Origin of the sequence: Actinoplanes sp. NPDC051411 (assembly GCF_040682075.1) — a bacterium.
In the GTDB taxonomy this organism is placed as follows: domain Bacteria; phylum Actinomycetota; class Actinomycetes; order Mycobacteriales; family Micromonosporaceae; genus Actinoplanes.
In genome coordinates this window covers 1-19,060 of the sequence record NZ_JBFBAD010000078.1, presented here as the reverse complement: position 1 = coordinate 19,060, position 19,060 = coordinate 1, and the positions used below count along the sequence as shown (strand labels likewise).

General features: G+C 69.7%; 16 protein-coding genes and 1 pseudogene. 5 read left to right on the top strand and 12 right to left on the bottom strand.

Annotated elements, in window-relative coordinates; translation table 11 throughout:
- Positions 1–13: 13 nt before the first annotated feature.
- From AB0M88_RS34505 to AB0M88_RS34470, 8 genes are all read right to left on the bottom strand, one after another.
- Positions 14–157: a hypothetical protein gene (locus AB0M88_RS34505; RefSeq protein WP_364109987.1), complete on the bottom strand. Its 144-nt coding sequence runs from the start codon at positions 155–157 to the stop codon at positions 14–16.
- A gap of 86 nt (positions 158–243) precedes the next feature.
- Entirely contained in the window at positions 244–1,629 is a 1,386-nt protein-coding gene (locus tag AB0M88_RS34500; protein ID WP_364109986.1) for an FAD-dependent oxidoreductase, read from the bottom strand.
- 6 nt (positions 1,630–1,635) lie between these two features.
- Positions 1,636–2,487 (bottom strand): ABC transporter permease, encoded by an 852-nt coding sequence (locus tag AB0M88_RS34495; protein WP_364109985.1) that lies wholly within the window; start codon positions 2,485–2,487, stop codon positions 1,636–1,638.
- The gene (locus AB0M88_RS34490) at positions 2,484–3,347 is read right to left on the bottom strand and encodes an ABC transporter permease (RefSeq protein ID WP_364109984.1); all 864 of its coding nucleotides are present in this window, start codon (positions 3,345–3,347) and stop codon (positions 2,484–2,486) included. The genes AB0M88_RS34495 and AB0M88_RS34490 overlap by 4 nt, the downstream gene beginning before the upstream one ends.
- Before the next feature lies 1 nt (position 3,348).
- Complete coding sequence (locus AB0M88_RS34485; protein ID WP_364109982.1) at positions 3,349–4,599, bottom strand: spermidine/putrescine ABC transporter substrate-binding protein; 1,251 nt, start codon at positions 4,597–4,599, stop codon at positions 3,349–3,351.
- Positions 4,599–5,759: an ABC transporter ATP-binding protein gene (locus AB0M88_RS34480; protein ID WP_364109979.1), complete on the bottom strand. Its 1,161-nt coding sequence runs from the start codon at positions 5,757–5,759 to the stop codon at positions 4,599–4,601. Before AB0M88_RS34480 ends, AB0M88_RS34485 begins: the two co-directional genes overlap by 1 nt.
- A gap of 42 nt (positions 5,760–5,801) precedes the next feature.
- Positions 5,802–7,217 carry an aminobutyraldehyde dehydrogenase gene (locus AB0M88_RS34475; protein WP_364109977.1) on the bottom strand — a complete coding sequence of 472 codons (1,416 nt, stop codon included), beginning with the start codon at positions 7,215–7,217 and terminating at the stop codon, positions 5,802–5,804.
- A gap of 157 nt (positions 7,218–7,374) precedes the next feature.
- Complete coding sequence (locus AB0M88_RS34470; protein WP_364109975.1) at positions 7,375–8,862, bottom strand: CoA-acylating methylmalonate-semialdehyde dehydrogenase; 1,488 nt, start codon at positions 8,860–8,862, stop codon at positions 7,375–7,377.
- 59 nt (positions 8,863–8,921) lie between these two features.
- Here AB0M88_RS34470 and AB0M88_RS34465 point away from each other — a divergent pair, with 59 nt between their 5' ends.
- From AB0M88_RS34465 to AB0M88_RS34455, 3 genes are all read left to right on the top strand, one after another.
- Complete coding sequence (locus tag AB0M88_RS34465) at positions 8,922–10,247, top strand: aminotransferase class I/II-fold pyridoxal phosphate-dependent enzyme (protein WP_364109973.1); 1,326 nt, start codon at positions 8,922–8,924, stop codon at positions 10,245–10,247.
- Between the two features lie 32 nt (positions 10,248–10,279).
- Positions 10,280–10,837: a Uma2 family endonuclease gene (locus AB0M88_RS34460; protein WP_364109971.1), complete on the top strand. Its 558-nt coding sequence runs from the start codon at positions 10,280–10,282 to the stop codon at positions 10,835–10,837.
- A gap of 179 nt (positions 10,838–11,016) precedes the next feature.
- Entirely contained in the window at positions 11,017–11,238 is a 222-nt protein-coding gene (locus AB0M88_RS34455; protein WP_364110008.1) for a Uma2 family endonuclease, read from the top strand.
- A gap of 196 nt (positions 11,239–11,434) precedes the next feature.
- Here the strand turns inward: AB0M88_RS34455 and AB0M88_RS34450 are convergent, their stop codons facing one another.
- From AB0M88_RS34450 to AB0M88_RS34440, 3 genes are all read right to left on the bottom strand, one after another.
- Positions 11,435–11,707, bottom strand: a complete 273-nt coding sequence (locus AB0M88_RS34450) for a hypothetical protein (protein WP_364109969.1) — start codon at positions 11,705–11,707, stop codon at positions 11,435–11,437.
- Between the two features lie 64 nt (positions 11,708–11,771).
- Entirely contained in the window at positions 11,772–12,104 is a 333-nt protein-coding gene (locus tag AB0M88_RS34445; RefSeq protein WP_364109967.1) for a nuclear transport factor 2 family protein, read from the bottom strand.
- 51 nt (positions 12,105–12,155) lie between these two features.
- Complete coding sequence (locus tag AB0M88_RS34440) at positions 12,156–14,294, bottom strand: protein kinase (RefSeq protein ID WP_364109965.1); 2,139 nt, start codon at positions 14,292–14,294, stop codon at positions 12,156–12,158.
- 151 nt (positions 14,295–14,445) lie between these two features.
- Between AB0M88_RS34440 and AB0M88_RS34435 the strand changes: the two genes are divergently transcribed.
- Complete coding sequence (locus tag AB0M88_RS34435; RefSeq protein WP_364109963.1) at positions 14,446–15,465, top strand: LacI family DNA-binding transcriptional regulator; 1,020 nt, start codon at positions 14,446–14,448, stop codon at positions 15,463–15,465.
- Between the two features lie 549 nt (positions 15,466–16,014).
- Here the strand turns inward: AB0M88_RS34435 and AB0M88_RS34430 are convergent.
- On the bottom strand, positions 16,015–17,415 hold the full coding sequence (locus AB0M88_RS34430) for an FAD-dependent oxidoreductase (protein ID WP_364109961.1): 1,401 nt from the start codon (positions 17,413–17,415) through the stop codon (positions 16,015–16,017).
- Between the two features lie 332 nt (positions 17,416–17,747).
- On the opposite strand from AB0M88_RS34430, the pseudogene AB0M88_RS34425 reads away from it, so the two are divergent.
- Positions 17,748–18,563: pseudogene (locus AB0M88_RS34425) on the top strand (transposase family protein).
- The last annotated feature ends 497 nt before the right edge of the window (positions 18,564–19,060 follow it).

Below are 19,060 nucleotides of genomic sequence, written 5' to 3'. Positions count from 1 at the left end.
CCTACTCAGACCGTCACACCGAAACCAGACCCCGCACCCCGAAGAGCACCTGCTCAAACCCGTCCGGCAACTCATCGAGTCGGCCGACGACACGCTGAAAGGCCACCTCGACCTCCAACTGCACAGCGGGCGCAGCATCGAGGGCGTCGGCGCCCACATCGCCCAACGGATCCCGGCCACGACCACCGCGTTCTGGCACAACCGCGCTCCCGCACAGCCAGTGACCAGTTAGGACTGACTCGTCTAGGAGTCGAAGCCGAGGCCGACCGCGTCTAGGGTGCGTAGCCACAGGTTGCGGCGGCCCTCGTGCCGGTCGGCCTGGGCGATCGACCAGCGGGTGAGCTGGATGACGCCGGAGCGGACCGGCTCGGGTGGGAACGGCACCGGCTTGCGGCGCACCATTTTCAGGTCGGTCAGCTCGGTGCGTTCGCCGCCCAGCAGGTCGAGCATGACCTTGGCGCCGAAGCGGGTCGCGCCCACGCCGAGCCCGGTGTAGCCGGCCGCGTAGGACAGGCGGCCGCCGTGGGCGGTGCCGAAGAAGGCGCTGAACCGGCTGCAGCAGTCGATCACGCCGCCCCATTTGTGGGTGAAGCGCACGTCCTCGAGCTGCGGGAACGTCTCCGCGAAGTGGCGGGCCAGCACCTCGAAGGTGGCCTCGCGCTGGTGCTGCTCGGGCCGGATGCGGCCGCCGTTGTAGTAGACCGCGTCGTAGCCGCCCCACAGGATGCGGTTGTCGGCGGTCAGGCGGTAGTAGTGGAACTGGTTGCCGGCGTCGCCGATGCCCTGCCGGTTGCGCCAGCCGACGGCGTCCATCTGCGACGGTGACAGCGGCTCGGTCATCAGCACGTAGTCGTAGACCGGGACGATGAACTGCCGGAGCCGGCGGAGCAGGCGGCCGTGGGCGCCGGTGGCCAGCGCGACCCGGTCGGCGGTGACCCGGCCCCGCCAGGTGTGCAGCGACAGGCCGCCCGGGGCCGCGGTGATCCGCTCGACCGGGGTGTTCTCGAAGATGCGGACCCCGAGGCGAAGGCACGCGGCGCGCAGCCCCCACACCAGACGGGCCGGATCCACGGTGGCGCAGCCGTCCCGGTCCCAGACCGCGCCCTTGTAGGTCGGGGACGCGACCTCACCGCGTACGGAATCCTGGTCGAGAAGGACCACGTCGAGACCGCGAGCCGCCTCGGCGGCGTGCGAGGCGACCAGGTCGCGCCATTGCCAGTCCTCGGTCGCCACGTGCAGCTCGCCGGAGCGGCGGAAGTCGCAGTCGATGCCGTGCCGGGCGACCGTCGCCTCGATCTCGTCGAGGTTCTCCCGGCCCAGCTTGAGCAGGGTGTCCATCTCGTCGGGGAAGCGGGTCAGCCCGTTGTCGAACCCGTGGGTGATGCTGGCGGCGCAGAAGCCGCCGTTGCGGCCGGAGGCGGCCCAGCCGGCCGTGCCCGCCTCGAGGATCACGACGTCGCGGTGCGGGTCGCGTTCCTTGGCGAGCAGGGCCGTCCAGAGTCCGCTGTAGCCGGCGCCGACGACCGCCAGATCGGCGGTCTCGACACCTTCGAGCGGGGCGGCGGGGGCCGGGGCCCCCGCCTGGGTGAGCCAGTACGGCTCGGGTATCGCGTCTTTCAGGGACCGCACGAGTTATCAGGCCCGCTTCGACTTGCGGCGGGAACCGAGGGTCATCGCCAGCGCCACCAGGACGCCGAACGCGAAGATCAGGGTGCCCATGACGTTCACCTGGGGCGGCAGGCCGACCCGGGTGCTGCCCCAGATCCACAGCGGGAAGGTCACCGTGGTGCCGGCCGTGAAGTTGGTGACCACGAAGTCGTCGATCGAGAGCGCGAACGCCAGCAGGACGCCCGCGAACACGGCCGGAAGGATGATCGGGAAGGTCACCTTCCAGAACGTGGTCCACGGGGTCGCGCCGAGGTCGGCGGCCGCCTCCTCGATCGAGCGGTCGAGCGTCAGGACCCGGGCCCGGACGACGATCGCGACGAACGACAGCGAGAACATGATGTGCGCGATCGTGATGGTCACCGCGCCCAGGCCGACGCCGAGCGACACGAACAGTGACAGCAGCGAGGCACCCATGACCAGTTCGGGCGAGGAGATCGTCGCGAACATGATCAGGTTGAGCGAGCCGGAACCGCGGAAGCGGTAGCGGCCGAGCGCATATCCGATGCCGGTGCCCAGTGCGGTCGACACGACGGTGGCCACCACCGCGATCACGAGCGAGGTGATGAGCGCGCTGGTCAGCTCCGAGATCTCGAACAGCTTCCCGTACCACTTGAACGTGAAGCCGTCCCAGGTCTGGTTGTAGCGGCCCTTCGGGTCGTTGAACCCGAACACGATCATCACGAAGATCGGCAGCAACAGCCAGGCGATGACCAGCCAGGTGAAACCGTGCAGCAGCGTGTTGCCGCCGATCCGGCGCGTCTTCCGGGCCGGGCCCGGCCCGGCCTGCGCCGCCGGCCGGGTAAGGGTCGCGTGGCTCATCGCGCCGCCACCTCCATCACGTCCTCGGTGCCCAGCACCCGGGCGTAGATGAAGATGCCGACCAGCATGACCGCCATCAGGATGAACGACAGCGCCGAAGCGGTCGGATAGTCGGAGTTGGTGAGGTACTGCGCCTGGATGACCTGGCCGATCATCGTGGTCGACGAGCTGCCGAGAATGCTCGAGTTGACGTAGTCGGTGCTGGTGGGCACGAACGTCATCAGCGCGCCGGCGAAGACGCCGGGCAGCGACAACGGCAGGATCACCTTGCGGAACGCGAGCGCCGGATTGGCGTACAGGTCGCGGGCCGCCTCGACGACGCGCGGGTCGATCCGCTCGACCGCCACGTAGATCGGCAGGACCATGAACGGCAGGTAGTTGTAGACCAGCCCGCCGATCACCGCGGTGGACGTGCCGAGCAGGTGGTAGCTGTCCGGCAGCAGCCCGATCTTCTTGAGCGGCTCGAGCAGCGGCCCGTTGTCGGTCAGGATCATGCCCCACGAGATGGTGCGCAGCACGAACGAGACGAAGAACGGCAGGAGCAGCAGGAACAGGTAGGTGTTCTTGTTCTTGCCGCCGCGGAAGGCGATCCAGTACGCGATCGGGAAGGCCAGCACGATCATGATGATCGTGCTGATCAGGCCGTAGATCACCGACCGGACCAGCTGGACGTGGTAGTCCCCGATCGCGTCGAGATAGGTCTGGAAGTGCCAGGTCAGCGTGTATCCGGTGACGATGTCGCCCTGCTGCAGCGACAGCGACAGCATGGCGATCATCGGGACGGCGAAGAAAAGGACCAGCCAGAGCCCGCCCGGCAGGACGAGGAAGTACGGCGCGAGGCGCCTCTTCAAGGTGTTCATATCAGCCCAGCACGATCGGTTCGAAAAGCTTGTTGAACGTCTGCGACTCGGTCACGCTCTTGAACTGCACGTAGTAGTGCAGACGCTTGTAGATCTCGTCCGACGGGAAGACGTCCTCGCTGGTCGAAAGGTCCTGAAGCAGCTTCTTGTCGTCGCCCTTGGCCGCCGCGGCGTCCTTGACCATCTGCTCCTTGGACGCCGGCACCGGCGCCACGTAGTCGATGTACTCCGCGAGTGAGGTGGCGTTGTCGAGCCGGTAGAAGAAGTCCATCAGCTCGATGGCGTCGACCGGATTCTTGGCGGTGATCGGAATCGTCATGTTGTCGGTCCAGAGGGTGCCGCCGTCCTGAGGGATCACGAACTTGAAGTCCGTGCCGTCGGACTGGTTCTTCTGGAAGATGTCACCCGACCAGGCCTGGGTGATCCATACCTCGCCGCGGCCCAGGGCGTCGATGTAGCCCTGGTCGTAGTACTTGCGGACGATGCCGGCGTCCTTCTGCTGCTTGAGGTGGTCGGCCGCCTTCTCCCAGTCCGACTCGGTCGACGTGTCGGGGTTGATGCCGAGCGCCATCAGACCGAAGTTGCCGAGCTCCTGCGGGTCGGACATCATGCCGACCTTGCCCTTGTACTTCGTGTTCCAGAGGTCGGCGATCTTGGTCGGCGGTACGTCGACGTGCTTCGGGTCGTACGCGATGCCGGTGATGCCGGACGTCCACGGAACGCTGTAGACGTTGCCCTTGTCGTACGCCTCGGCCTTGTACTTGGGTGCCGCGTTCTTGGCGAAGTTGGGCATCTTGCTGTGGTCGAGCGGAGCCAGGAACCCGGAGTCGACGAACTGGGTGAACTGGGTGCTGTTGGTGATGACCATGAGGTCGTAGCCGATCGACTGGCCGGCCGACAGCTGGGGCTGGACCTTGGCGAACCAGGGGCCCATCTCCTGGATGACCTCTTGGTAGTTGACCGTGATGCCGGTTTCCTTGGTGAACTTCTTCAGCTCGGGGTGCTTCGGGTCCATGTACAGCGGCCAGTTGGCGAAGTCGACGTGGCCGTTCTTGGTCTTGTTGGCCCAGAACTTGGCGACGGCGTCGGGGGCGACGGAGGCGGACGGCTTGCCCTTGCCCTTGACGCCGCACGCGGCGAGCGTCATGCCGAGCGCCCCGAGGCCGCCGGCGCGCAGGAGGTCCCGTCGGCCGAACCGGCTCTGGGTGAGGCCGCGGACCAAGGACGGGTCGGGAAAGTTCGACGCAGACATCAGACTCCGATCGGGTATGAGTGCTGGGGGTCCCAGGTCAGGTGCACACGGTCGCCGCGGTCAGCGAGGTCCTCGGCGTTGGAGGCGTTCTGGTCGAAGACCGTGAAATCAGCTCCGGCCGCGGTCGACACCGTATAGTTCGTCGACGTTCCGTGGTAGACCACTTCGGTAACGACTCCTGACAGGACACTGCCGCCCGTAGCCGACGTCGGCGGTACCCCCCGATGCATGTCGATCTTTTCGGGACGGATCGAGACCTCGACTTTGTCCCCCGCCCGCACGGTGCCCGGGACGGGCACGATGACCCGGTCCTGCACCGTGTACGACAACAGGGCGTAACCGTTCTCCACTCGCTCTACGTGACCCTCGACCAGATTCGACGTGCCGATGAAGCCGGCCACGAAGCGCGTCGCCGGCCGCTCGTAGATCTCCCGGGGCGAGCCCAGCTGCTCGATCACGCCGGAGTTCATGACCGCGATCCGGTCCGACATGGTCAGTGCCTCACCCTGGTCGTGGGTGACGTAGACGAACGTGATGCCGACCTCGCGCTGGATGCGCTTCAACTCGACCTGCATCTGCTGGCGCAGCTTGAGGTCGAGCGCGCCCAGCGGCTCGTCGAGCAGCAGCGCGCGGGGCCGGTTGACCAGGGCCCGGGCGAGCGCGACCCGCTGCTGCTGGCCGCCCGACATCTCCCTCGGCGAGCGCTTCTCCATGCCGGTCAGCGAGACGATCTCGAGCATCTCGGCGACCCGCCGGCGGATCTCGTCCTTGGCGACCTTCTTGCGCTCCAGCCCGAACGACACGTTCTGCACCGTGTTGAGGTGCGGGAACAGCGCGTACGACTGGAACACCATGTTGATGTCGCGCTTGTTGGGCGTGACGCCGGTGACGTCCCGGCCGTCGAGCAGGACCTTGCCGTTGGTCGGCTCCTCGAACCCGGCGATCATGCGCATGGTCGTGGTCTTGCCGCAGCCGGACGGGCCGAGCAGCGAGAAGAACTCCCCCTGGCCGATCGAGAGGTCGGTGGTCTTCACGGCGGCCACCGACTCGCCGTGCGCGAAGTAGTCCTTGTTGACGCCGACGAACTGGATCGCCGGGTGCTCGCCGGTCCGGCCGCTCGGCGGCCGGGTGTTCGCAACGCTCTGCTGGGGGGTGGTCATCTTCGGGTACCTCTTCGCGCCGGGGAAACGTTATTGGGCCGGTCAGCCCAGGTAACTCATCACGTGTTTGATCCGGGTGTACTCCTCGAACCCGTACATGGACAGGTCCTTGCCGTGCCCGGAGTGCCCGAAGCCGCCGTGCGGCATCTCGGACACGAACGGCAGGTGCGTATTGATCCAGACCGCGCCGAAGTCGAGGCGGCGGGAGACCCGCATGGCGCGGCCGTGGTTCTGCGTCCAGACGCTGGCGCTCAGCCCGAACCGGACGTCGTTGGCCCAGCGGACCGCCTGGGCCTCGTCGTCGAACCTCTGGACCGTGATCACGGGGCCGAAGACCTCGTCCTGGATCATCTCGTCGCGCTGCCGCAAGCCGGCTACGACGGTGGGCTCGAGGAAGTAGCCGCGCTCGCCGATCCGGTTGCCGCCGGTGACGACCGACGCGTGGTCCGGGGTCCGCTCGAGGAAGCCCTGAACTCGCGCGAGCTGGGCCGCATTGTTGACCGGACCGAAATATCCGTCGGGTCCGACTTTCAGCGCTTTAGCGGCTGCGGCCAGAGCGGCGGTGAAGTCGTCCGCTATCCCCGCCTGCACCAATACTCGTGTCGCGGCGGTGCAGTCCTGTCCGGCGTTGAAATATCCGGCGCCGGCGATGGCTTCCGCGGTCGCTTCGATGTCGACATCGTCGAAGACCACGACCGGCGCCTTGCCGCCCAGCTCCAGATGCGTCCGCTTCAGGTCGGCGGCGGCCGCCACCGCCACCTCCATCCCGGCCCGCGTCGAGCCGGTGATCGAGACCAGCTGCGGGGCCGGATGAGCCACCACCGCGCGGCCGGTGTCGCGGTCACCGCAGACCACGTTGAGCACGCCCGGCGGCAGGAACTCGGCCGCGATCTCGGCCAGCAGCAGCGTGCTGACCGGGGTGGTGTCGGACGGCTTGAGCACCACCGAGTTGCCGGCGGCGACGGCGGGTGCGAACTTCCACACCGCCATCACCATCGGGTAGTTCCACGGGGTGATCTGCGCGCACACGCCGATCGGTTCGCGCCGCACGTACGACGTGTGGTCGCGCAGGTATTCGCCCGCCGACCTGCCCTCGAGCATCCGCGCCGCACCGGCGAAGACCCGCAGCTCGTCCAGGAGCGGGGCCATCTCCTCGGCCCGGGTCGGCTCGACCGGCTTGCCGGTGTTACGGCACTCGGCGGCGATGATCTCCTCGGCCCGCTCCTCGACCGCGTCCGCGATCCTCAGCAGCGCCCGCTGCCGCTCGGCCGGCGTCGCGTCACGCCACACCTCGAAGCCCGCCTCGGCCGCGGCCATCGCCGCGTCCACGTCGCGCGCCGATGACACCGGCGCCTCGGCGTACGCCTCCCCCGTGCTGGGATCGATCACCGGCGACGTCTGACCGCCCTCGGTGTCGGTGTATTTCCCGGCGACGAAGTTCCGCAGCGAGGTGCTCACGTATAGACCTCCGGTTAGAGGACTGTCTGTGACAGCCCCCACACGACGACGGACGAGACCCTGTCACATGCGAACCACTGAAGACAAGGGAATCCGAAACTATTTTCCAAATTCGAAACGGAATCGGCGTTAAGCGGCCCTTGCGGCCGCGTAATCCTCAGCTGTTGCGCGGAAACCCCAGATCGACGGACGACGTTCCAGGGTCGGGCCAGCGGGAGGTCACGACCTTGGTCCGGGTGAAGAAGTGGATGCCGTCCGGGCCGTACATGTGGGTGTCGCCGAACAGCGACGCCTTCCAGCCGCCGAACGAGTAGTAGGCGACCGGGACCGGGATCGGCACGTTCACCCCGACCATGCCCGCGTCGACGTCGAACTGGAACTGCCGGGCCGCTCCGCCGTCCCGGGTGAAGATCGCGGTGCCGTTGCCGTACTCGTTGTCGTTGATCAGGGCCACGGCCTCGGCATACGTGTCGACGCGGACGACGCCCAGGACCGGCCCGAAGATCTCGTCGCGGTAGACGTCCATCTCCGGCGTGACGTTGTCGAGCAGGGTGACCCCGAGGAAGAAGCCGTCCTTCGGCAGGTCGGCGGCGCGGCCGTCAGCGACGAGCACAGCGCCCTCCGCTTCACCGCGCGCGACATAGGACAGGACCCGGTCCCGGTGAGCCTCGGTGACCAACGGCCCCATCTCCGAGGCCGGGTCGGTTCCGTCGCCGATCCGGAGCTTCGGAAGCCGCGCGGCGATCGCGTCGACCAGCGGTGCAGCCACCTCGCCCACCGCCACCACGATCGAGATCGCCATGCAGCGCTCGCCGGCCGACCCGTAGCCCGCGCTGACCGCCGCGTCGGCCGCCGACTCGATGTCGGCGTCGGGCAGCACGACCATGTGGTTCTTGGCCCCGCCGAGCGCCTGCACCCGCTTGCCGTGCGCGGTGCCGGTCTCGTAGATGTACTTCGCGATCGGCGTCGACCCGACGAAGCTGACCGCGGCGATCGCCGGGTGGGTCAGGATCGCGTCGACCGCCTCCTTGTCGCCGTGCACGACGCTGAAGACGCCCTCCGGGAGGCCCGCCTCCTTCCAGAGCCCGGCCAGGAACAGCGACGCCGACGGATCCTTCTCGCTCGGCTTGAGCACGAACGCGTTGCCGGCCGCGATCGCCGTCGCGCACATCCAGAGCGGCACCATGGCCGGGAAGTTGAACGGCGTGATGCCGGCGACCACGCCGAGCGGCTGCCGGATCGAATAGACGTCGACGCCGGTCGAGGCCTGCTCGGAGAACGAGCCCTTCATCAGGTGCGGGATGCCGGTGGCGAACTCCGCGTTCTCCAGGCCGCGGGCGATCTCGCCGGCCGCGTCGGCGAGCACCTTGCCGTGCTCCCGCGTGATGATCGCGGCGAGGTCGCCGGCCCGCTCGGCCAGCAGCTCGCGGAACTTGAACAGGACCGCCGAGCGCTTGGACAGCGACGCCCGGCGCCATCCCTTGGCCGCCTCGGCGGCTTTCTCTACCGCCCGCGCGACATCGGCCGCCGACGCGAGGGCGACCTCGGCGATCTGCTCGCCGGTCGCCGGGTTGAAGACCGGGCCGACCCGGCCCGAGGTGCCGGCGGCCGGGACGCCGCCGATCCAGTGTTCGATTCGCTCCATGCCCGGAGGCTACGTAACAACCGTAGACGTCACAATCGGCGCTCTGTACTGTCACAAAAATGCTTTCCGACCTCCGCGATCGGCTGGGCTCCCCTACCGCCCGGGGTCTCGCCGACGCCGTCGGGCGAGCGGTCGGCGACGGCGCCCTCGCGCCGGGCGTCCGCCTGCCGCCGATCCGCGAGGTCGCGACCTACCTTCAGCTGTCACCGACCACGGTCAGCGCAGCCTGGCAGCTTCTGCGCCGCGCCGGCACCATCCAGACCGACGGACGTCGCGGCACGATCGTCGCGCCTTCCCGGTCCGGTGGGCCGGGCCGCTACCGGGCCGCCCTGCGGGGCCGGTCGGGCTTCCCGCTGGACCTTTCGACCGGCGTACCCGATCCCGCCCTCCTCCCGCTCTTCGCCGACATTCCGCTCTCGTCGCCGTCGCCCAGCAGCTACCTCGACGAGCCGGTCCTCCCCGAGCTGGAATCGTTCCTCCGAACGACCTGGCCCCATCCGCCCGAGCGGCTGGCGATCTTCGACGGGGCGATGGACGCGATCGACCAGATCGCCTCCGGCCTGCTCCGCCTCGGCGACCGGGCGGTCGTCGAGAACCCCTGCTTCCCGCCGCTGCTCGACCTGCTGGAGGCGCTCGGCGTCCGGGTGGTCCCGGTCGAGACCGACGCCTGCGGCGCCGTACCCTCCTCGCTCGCGTCGGCCCTCACCGAGGGACCGGCCGCCGTCTTCCTGCAACCCCGGGCCCTCAACCCCACCGGCGCGTCGTGGTCCGGCTCCCGGGCCGGGTCACTCGCCGCGGTGCTCGCGCGCTCCGGGGCGTACGTCGTGGAAGACGACTCCGCGGGTGACGTGGCCTCCTCCGGCCTGGAGTCACTCGGCCGCCTCCTGCCGTCCCGAACCTTGCACGTCCGCAGCTTCTCCAAGTCGCACGGGCCCGACCTGCGGCTGGCCGCGGTGAGCGGCCCGTCGACGGTGCTCGACCCGATCCTGGAGCGGCGCCTGCTCGGCCAGGGCTGGACGAGCCGCCTCCTGCAGACCCTGCTCCTGCGGCTGCTCACCCTCCCCGGCCCGGTCGCGGCCGTCCGGCATGCGCGAGACGCGTACGCCCACCGCCGCGCAACGGTTCTCGCCACGCTGAACGACCACGGGATCGTCCTGCCGCCCGGCGACGGCCTCAACATCTGGCTCCCGGTCCGCGACGAACAGGCCGCCCTGCTGACCCTGGCCGCCAACGGCATAGCGGCCGCCGCGGGTGCCGCCTTCACAGTCGGCCCCGGAGCGCCCCATCTGCGCGTCACAACCGGCCTGATCAGCACCGACCACGCCGCGATCGCCGGCCTGCTGGCCGTGGCCGCCCAGGCACCGCCCCGGTCATCCCCCCGTTGACCCCCGTAAGCTAGTCATGCGACCCTCTAGTCATGGCGCACCCCTCGTTCTGGACCGAAGACGCCTTCCAGGTCCTCCAGGCCTCGAAGGACCGCATCGAGCTCTGGGACGGCGGCCTCCACGTCGACCACGGCCTGTGGGTCAACCCGTCCCCCAACAACGCCCACAACCAGATCGCCTGGCTCCTGGCCAACCAGCTCTCGGCGGCGGCCCGCGGCACCGGCCTGCAGACCGTCCAGGGCCCCAACCTCCAGCTGAGCCCCAACCTCATCCTCACCCCCGACGTGGCGGTCGGCCGCTTCGGCCGCGTCACCGCCATCAACCGCGCCCCCGAGGCCACCCTCGTCGCCGACGTCGCCTCCCCGGGCATCAGCGCCGCCGCCCGGGCCCCGTTCTACGCCGAGGCCCGCATCAACTGGTACCTCTTGGCCGAGCCCGACTTCGCCACCTACACCACGGTCACCCTCCACCTGCTGCACCGCGAGGGCACCGCCTACCTCCGCCACACGACGGCCCAGTTCGGCCAGACGCTGACCGCCCAGCAGCCGTTCCCCCTGACCATCAGCACCACCACCCTCCTCGACTTCTGAATGATGGTCGCTCTGTACCGCGCGGCCGAAGCAGCCGGCCTGCTCTACTGGGAGGCCATCAACGTTCGCCTGAACCCGCGGAAGATCGTGATCCCCGACCTTGTCGTCGGCACGATGGACTTCGTCGGAAACCTGGCCGACGCCGCTGACGTTCTCCTGGTCAGCGAGATCCTGTCGCCATCCAACCGGGTCGAAAACTTCGCGACTACGCCTCGGCCGGCATCCCCTGGTACCTCCTGGCCGAACCCGACATGGTCGACTACCGCTCGATCACCCTGCGGCTCTACCGCCTCGACGGTGCCCGCTACACCGAGCAGGCGGTCGCCAGCCACGGCGAGATCCTGAAGTCCGACGCACCGTTCCCCTTCGCGATCGACCCCACCGACCTGGTCCGCCCGTAGCCCGAACCGTCAGCGCCAGACCGCTGCCGACTCAGGCGCTGGGCGAGACCGGGCACAAGAAAGAACTGATCGACGGAGGGCAGAGTGGGAGTCCGCCGGCCGGCAATCCGCACCAGGACGTGGTGACCAAGCCCATCCCGGTGATGAAGCATGCGGCGCGCGCCTCGCCGGGTGACGCGGTCGTTGATCGCGCGGTCTACGCCGACGCGAAATCAACTGGCATCCGCTCGTCGAGCCGAACTTCGCCGACTATCGGTCCGTCACCGTGCGGCTGTTCAACCGACGAGCCGTTCCCGTCCGCGATCGACACCGTGGGGCTGATCGACTTCCAGCGGCAGACGGTTTCCAAGTGGACTGCGAGGGCGCACGCGGTGACGACGGCCAGGGTGAGTGCTGCGGCGGCGCGCGCCGTCACCACGGGCCTGGTGCGGTGGCGCCAGGTGGTGGGAAAAGCCTGCTCCACGGCCACTCTCACGAGCCGATAACAGCTGACGTCGATGCATGGGTGGAGGCTCCCGCGCGCCCACTCCTGATCAGGCGCGGATGGTCATGCGCTCGACCTTGTCGCCCTCGGTGCGGAAGGTGAAGTGCGACGGGCCGTTGAAGCCGTCGCCGCCGACCTGCGCGGTGACCGTGACCTCGTTGGCGTGGGCGTGATGGGTCGTCACGTCGGTGATGTCCAGCGACACGTGGACGCCGATGAACTCGCGGTCGCTCCAGCGGCGGATCGCCTCGTGGCCGCGGAAGTGGCGGCCCCAGTCGTCGACCATGCCGTCGTCCGGGAAGCAGGCCAGGAACGCGTCGGTGTCGCCGGCGTTGGCGGCGTCGAGGGCCGCGCGCGCCGGGGCGGGGAGTTCGGTGGTCATGGACGGCATCATCGCGCGGCCGGGCGGGCCACAGCATCTGTCATATGACGATCACTTGGGGCGGAAGCTGGCGTAGATCAGGGCCAGGTCGTCCTTGTGCGCCGACCATGCCGAGTCGGCGGTCTGCCAGTAGATGGCGTACGCCTGGTGGGAAGAGGCGAGGATGTTGCGGTTGTCGACGTGCTGGCGGGCGCCGCTGCCGTCGAAGGTGTACTCCCAGTCGGCCGACTTCTTGAGGTAGTTGACGGCGACCAGGCGGATCAGATGGTAGCCGGGGAAGTCGCCGTTCGAGACGCGGTAGGCCGACTTCTCGCGCCAGTCGGCGAGCGGGTCGGACTTGGGCTGGTCGCTCTGGTCGATGCCGAGCACCCGGCCGTCGCCCCGGAAGTAGACCATCGTGCCCTTCTGCGAGCGGCTCCAGCCGTTGGGGACGTAGACCTGGAAGCCGGTTTTGTCGTGGTAGTCGTGCCAGCCGGCGGGTAGGGCGGGGCGGCTTGTAGTCGAGCCGGCGGAGGAACCGGTGGACGACGGCGGCGACGACGGGGTGGATGACGACGGGCTCGACGGCGCGGACGAGGGAGAGGACGAGGCCGAAGCCGCCGCGGACGGGGAAACGGTCGGTGCGCGGGACGCCTCGGGGCGGGCCGGACGGCCAGCGGACTGAAGGTTGACGATCCAGAGGGCCGCCGCCGCGACCAGGAGAATCGACAGGACGATCACGGCCATTGCCATCCACTTCCGGCGGCCCGTGGAGAGAGCGGACGGCGCCTTCTCCCCACCCTCGGCGGGAAGAACGTCCGGGGCCGGTTCCTCGTCGGCCAAGGGAAGGGCGGCCCTCGCCGGCTCCACGTAAGCCGGGGGAAGGCCGGCCCTGGCCGGCCCCGCGTCGGCCGCAGGTAGGGCAGCCGCCGCCGACTCCACGTCGACCACGGGCCGGGCAGTTCCTGCGGGCTCCACGTCATCCACGCGCGGAGCCGCATCCACGGGCGGAGCCGCATCCACGGGCTGAGCCGCATCCACGGGCTGAGCCGCATCCACGGGCTGAGCCGCGGGAAGAGCGTCGGGCCGAGCCGCGGGAAGAACGGCCGGCGCTGGCCCCTCATCAGCCGCGGGCCGAGCGGCGGCCCCCGCCGGCTCGGCGTCCGCTGCGGGAAGATCTGCCGGCTGAGCGGCTTCCTTCGACTGTCCTCCGGCAAGAGCCGGGCCGGGGTGCTCCGGCTCCGCTCCGACTGCAGCCGGGCCGGGGTGCTCCGGCTGCCCTCCGACAGCAGCCGGGCCGGGATTCTCCTGCGGCCCTCCGGGAGTAGACGGGCCGGGAACGGGCGCAGCCGGGCCGGGCGCGGTCCCGTCGCGTACATCCGGAGGCGGAATTGACGCCCGGCCGTAGGCGCCGCTCGCGGCCGAACGCAGCATCCGGGCCGCGTCCTTGGCCGAAGGCCGGTCGGCCGGGTCCTTCTGCAGCAGGCTTTCCAGGAGCGGAGCCAGCGGTCCTGCCTGCTGGGGCGGGTCGGGCGGCGAGACGGTGATCGCCGTGAGTGTCGCCGCGACCGTGGGCCGGTGGAAGGGTGACTGGCCCTCGACCGCGGCGTAGAGGGTGGCGCCGAGCGACCAGAGGTCGGAGGGCAGGCCGAGGTGTTCGCTCCTGGTGCGTTCCGGCGGCATGTATTCGGGCGAGCCGATCAACGCGTCGGACGTGCTGTTCGACGGGTCGTCGGCGATCGCGGCGATGCCGAAGTCGGTCAGCATGACGCGCCCGTCGTCGGCGATCAGGACGTTGGCCGGTTTGACGTCGCGATGTTCGACGCCGGCCCGGTTCGCCGCGACGAGCGCGTCGAGCAGGTCGAGACCGATCTTGGCGACCCGGCGCGGCGGGAGCGGCCCCTCGGCCCGGAGCACCTCCTGCAGCGACCGCGACGGCACGTATTCCATGACGATCCACGTGCCGCCGTCGACCTCGAGCACGTCGAAGACCCGAACCACCCCCGGGTGGCTGAGCCGGGCGGTCGCCCGGGCCTCCCGGAGGGTACGCCGGTGGACCGCCTCGGGATCCGAAAGCCCCGGCGGTGGAACGATCTCCTTGACGGCGACGTCCCGGTCGAGTACCTGATCATGGGCACGCCAGACGCGGCCCATGCCACCGCGGCCGACGGGAGCGCCGAGGCGGTAGCGGGCGGCGACGAGGGCGGGCATTTCATCGATGTACCCAGAAGGGCGCAACCTCAGACCTACGGAGCGCCGCCACTCCGCCACACTTGTGTCATACTCGTCAGCCAGGCTCGAAAGTTTCAGCCCGCATCTCGGAACTTAAGCACGATCGTGGAACCTAGGCAGGGAGTGGCGGATGGCCTCCGGCGGACGACGGGTCACCATCGCGACAATCGCGGAAGCGGCCGGGGTCTCGGTTCCCACCGTGTCACGGGTGCTCAACGGGCGCACCGACGTCTCCCCGGAGACCCGCGACAAAATCGAGATGCTTCTCCGTGAGCACGACTACCGTCCCCGTAACTCTCGGCAGCCGCTGCGGGCCGGTCTCATCGACCTCGTCTTCCACGACCTCGACAGCCCGTGGGCGGTCGAGCTCATCCGCGGCGTCGAGGACGTCACCCACGCGGCCGGCGTCGGCACGGTGGTCTCGGCCGTGCACCGCCGCACCGCGTCGACCCGCCAGTGGCTGCAGAATCTGCGGGCCCGCGCCTCCGACGGCGTCATCCTGGTCATCTCCGACGGCGCCGGCCCGGTCCACTCCGAGCTGCACCGCCTCAACGTCCCGATGGTCATTATCGACCCGGCGGGCGGGGCGGCGGCCGACGTTCCGACGATCGGCGCCACGAACTGGTCGGGCGGCCGCACCGCCACCGAACACCTCATCTCGCTCGGCCACCGCCGGATCGGCATCGTCGAGGGCCCGAAAAACCTGCTGTGCAGCCGGGCGCGGCTCGACGGCTACCGGGCGGCGCTCGAGTCGGCCGGCATCCGCGTCGACCGCCGCCTGATCGAGCCGGGCGACTTCCGCCACGAGGGCGGCTTCGCGGCCGCCGACCGCATGCTCGAACGGGAGGACCGCCCGACCGCCGTCTTCGCGTCGAGCGACCAGATGGCGCTGGGCGTCTACGAGGCGGCCCGCCTGCGGGGCCTGCGGGTGCCCGACGACCTGAGCGTGGTCGGCTTCGACGACCTGCCCGAGGCCCGCTGGTCGTCACCGCCGCTGACCACGGTCCGCCAGCCGCTGGCCGACATGGGAGCGCTGGCCGCCCGCACGGTGCTGCGGCTGTCCCGCGGCGAGACGGTCGAGACGCCGCGGGTCGAGCTGGCCACCGAGCTGGTCGTCCGCGAGAGCACCGCCCCGATCAAGCCGTCGTGACGGGTTCGGCTCCGCGACCTCCTCGATCGGCTCGGCACATCGGCGCGCCTCGCGCTTGCGGCTCCTGACGTACGCGCGATCCGCGCCCGACTGGTCGCCAGCTGAGCCCCGCGTCCCGGGTCCCCCTCCCCCGTGGCGGTTCGGGTTGGATGATCTCCATCGCCGGGCCGCCACTCGGGCGTTTCCCAGCCCACTGTCCACTTTGACCGATGTCCTCGGTCCACCCGATCTGACCGGGCCCCATTCCCGGTTGCTCCACGCCGGCTACTACGGGCCCCGGTTCAACGCCATCCTCAACTACGCCGCCCGGACCACGTACTGACGCGGACGGTCCACGTCGCGGCCGGGTGGCGATCCCTGCTCGACCCGCAAGCCGACCTGATCGACCACCCGCTCGCCTTGGTCGTCCTCCGGGGAACGAAGTCGACCAGGTCTCCGCCGTCGGCGTGGGCCTTCCCGGGGACGAGCCGGCTATCCTCGTGCGGCCGGCTTGGACGCGTCCCCGGACCTACCGGACGGCGGTCACCTGAGCGACCGCCGTCATGGTGTTCAACCCAGCGGTGGCGTCGGCGCCGGCAGCGGATTCTTCCGGGCCCGCCACGCGCGCCACACCACGCCCGGGCCGGCCAGTGTGCTCGGGTGGCGCAGCATCTGCGTCACCTCCTGGAAGGCCGCGTTCACCGCGGTGTCGGTGATCGACGCCTGGATGATCAGGTCGACGATCCGGCGGGCCAAGCGGTCGCCGACCGGCGTCCGGGCCCCCTCCTCGGGCCCGGTGCGGTCCTCCGAGGCCGAGATCTGCCACGCGGCGTCGACGATCACGCGCTGGAGGGCGAGGAAGTCCCGGGCCGGGGCATCGAGGTCGGGACTCGACCGCAGGAACATCGACAGCGCCGACGCGTGCAGGGCGGCCGAGCTCATGCCCTGGCCGTACAGCGGGTTGAACGAGGCCACCGCGTCCCCGACCACGGCCAGCCGGGCCGGTAGGCGCTCGCACGCCCAGAAATCGCGGCGGCGGCTGTCCGCCTGCCGGTAGGTGGCCACGTCGCCGACCATCTCGTTGGCCGCGACGTGTCCGAACGGCTCGGGCAGCTCGGTCCGGAATCGCCGGATCATGTCCTCGGCCGTGCTGCCCGGCCGGAGGTCGCCGTACCCGCCCATCATCGCGATCCACCGGTCGCCCTCGACGGCGGAGAAGACGGCTCCGCCGACCTCCTTGCGAAGCAGGTTGCTCGGGATGGCCAGGGCGGTCCCGTATTGGTGCTCGCCCGGTGGACGGCGGAAGAACGCGGTGGCGTAGTTGATCCCGGTGGGCACGCGCACCACCGGCGGCCGTTCCCAGCCGGCCGACTCCAGCCAGGCGCTCAGCCGGCTGGCCCGGCCCATGGCGTCGACCACCAGATCGGCCGGCTCCCGCCCGGCGACGCCGTCCGACTCGTAGCGCACGGCGGTCACCGCCGTCTCGCCGATCTCGAGCCCGGTGACCTGACCGGTGACGACCTTGACGTTCGGCAGCTTCAGCAGCTCGGCGCGGATCCGGCCCTCCAGGAAGGGCCTGGTCCCGCTCAGCAGGCTGATGTCGGCCCCGAGAACCTTGCGGACGCCGTCGGTGTACATCGCCTGCTGGTCCGGCGGTACCAGGCTCGCCCCGGCGGTCACCGCACGCCCGATGAACCCGGGGAAAAAGCGCTCGAGTTGCCGGCTGCCGCCGGACAGCAGCGCGTGCACCTGGAAGCCTTGCGGCACACCGCGGCGCTCGTCGGCGCCCGCGGTCACGGCGTCGCGCTCGATCACCACCACCGTCTCGGCGTGATCGGCCAGCACACGCGCGGCGAGCATCCCCGCCACGCTCCCACCCAGAACGATCGCCGTGCCCATCCCGGCACGCGGGCCGGTCGGCGGCTTGTCCGATCCGATCTCGGCGAACCTCTTCGCGGGTGATCCAGCCATAGGCAGAAGCGTACGGTCGCGCCGGGATCAGGCCGACAGCGGCCCGCGTCTATGGCACAGGGACGGCGGGCGCCCGATCAGGCCGATGGATCGTCCCGAAAAAGATCCTCTTTCAGGCCTCGGACGCCCCAGCGGGTGGCGACGAGTTCGGGCCGGGGCCGGATCGGCCTGGTCCCCCAGCCGCGTTGTCGAGTGTCGGGCGCAGCGCTGTCCCAGTCGGCGAGGAGCGCAAACGGATCGGCGGCGCGATCGACCTGCTCCTCACCTACCTCTCGGACGACCGTCGAAGGGTGGAAGCGTCACGGCCGTGCGCGGCCTCGTCGATGGCGTAGGTGCCGGGCTCCAGCAGCGGCGGGTTCAAGCGACCAGTGCGGCCCGGCCGCCAGCTCGACCAGCCGCATCCGCGTGGATACCCAACACAGCGAGCCTTTTCCACCCACCGCCAGCAGCGCCGATCCCGCTGGCGGCGCCTGAACCCAGGACGACAGGCCTTGCTCGCCCTGGCCCATCTGCGCAACGGCGACACCTACACCCGCCTCGCCGCCGGCTTCGAGATCGGCGTGACTACGGCCAGGCGCTACGCGCAGGAAGCAATCCTGCTGCTCAGCGCCGCCACCGATGACCTTGACACCGCGATGCGGCGCATCCAGCTGCTGGCCTACGCGATCCTGGACGGCACCCTGATCCCGATCGACCGCGTCACCGATCCGAAGCCGTACTACTCCGGCAAGCACCAGCGTCACGGCGTCAACGTGCAGGTCATCGCCGATGCGGCCGGTCGACTCGTGTGGGCGTCACCAGCCCTCCAGGTTCGACCCACGATCTGAGCACCGCCCGCTCTCACGGCATCATCGACACCCTGACCAGCGCGGATGTGATGACCTTCGGCGGATAAGCGATATCAGGGCACGCGCGGTAGCGTGCGCACGCCGTTCAAGCGGCGCCGCTACCGGCCGAAGCTGTCACACCGGCAGAAGGCCGTGAATCGCGCGCACGCGAAGATCCGCGCTCGCGGTGAACGCGCGATCGCCACGCTCAAGACCTGGAAAATCCTGGCCAAGCTGCGCTGCTGCCCGCGCCGCGCGACCGCGATGGTGCAGGCCATCCTCGTGCTGCACCACGTCGAAGCCAACCGCTACGCAGGATGAAAATGGCTCAGCGTTGATCAGATACGGCAACTCGGTGCCCAGGGTCCGATGTCGCGCATCGTCATCCGGCCCGGTCCCGCCGGCACGACCAGATCGACGTCGCCGACCTCGGTAGCCACCGTTTCGGGCTGTGCCCGTTGCCGGAATTCGGGTTGCCTCGCCTCTCATAGCCCAGACGCCCGGTCGACGTTCCCCCAATCAGCGCGGTTGGCGAAACCCACGAACCCGCCGGAAGCCCGCCTACCCCAGCCCCCCACCCAGAGGGACAACCGCAACCGGCACGGTCTCTGCCCGCATGACCCACCACCCAGGCCCGCCCGGGTGAGAACCCAGATGTCCCGCAACCAGAAGCGCGGCAGCCAGACCACAAACCCGACAGGTGACCGCCAAGCCCCACCGGCACCCAGGGCTGGATGGTTTGTTGAGCTGGAGGTTGTGGGAGGCGGCGGATGTCATTCATGAACTGCCGTGCTCCGGTGACACGTTCGCCGATTTCA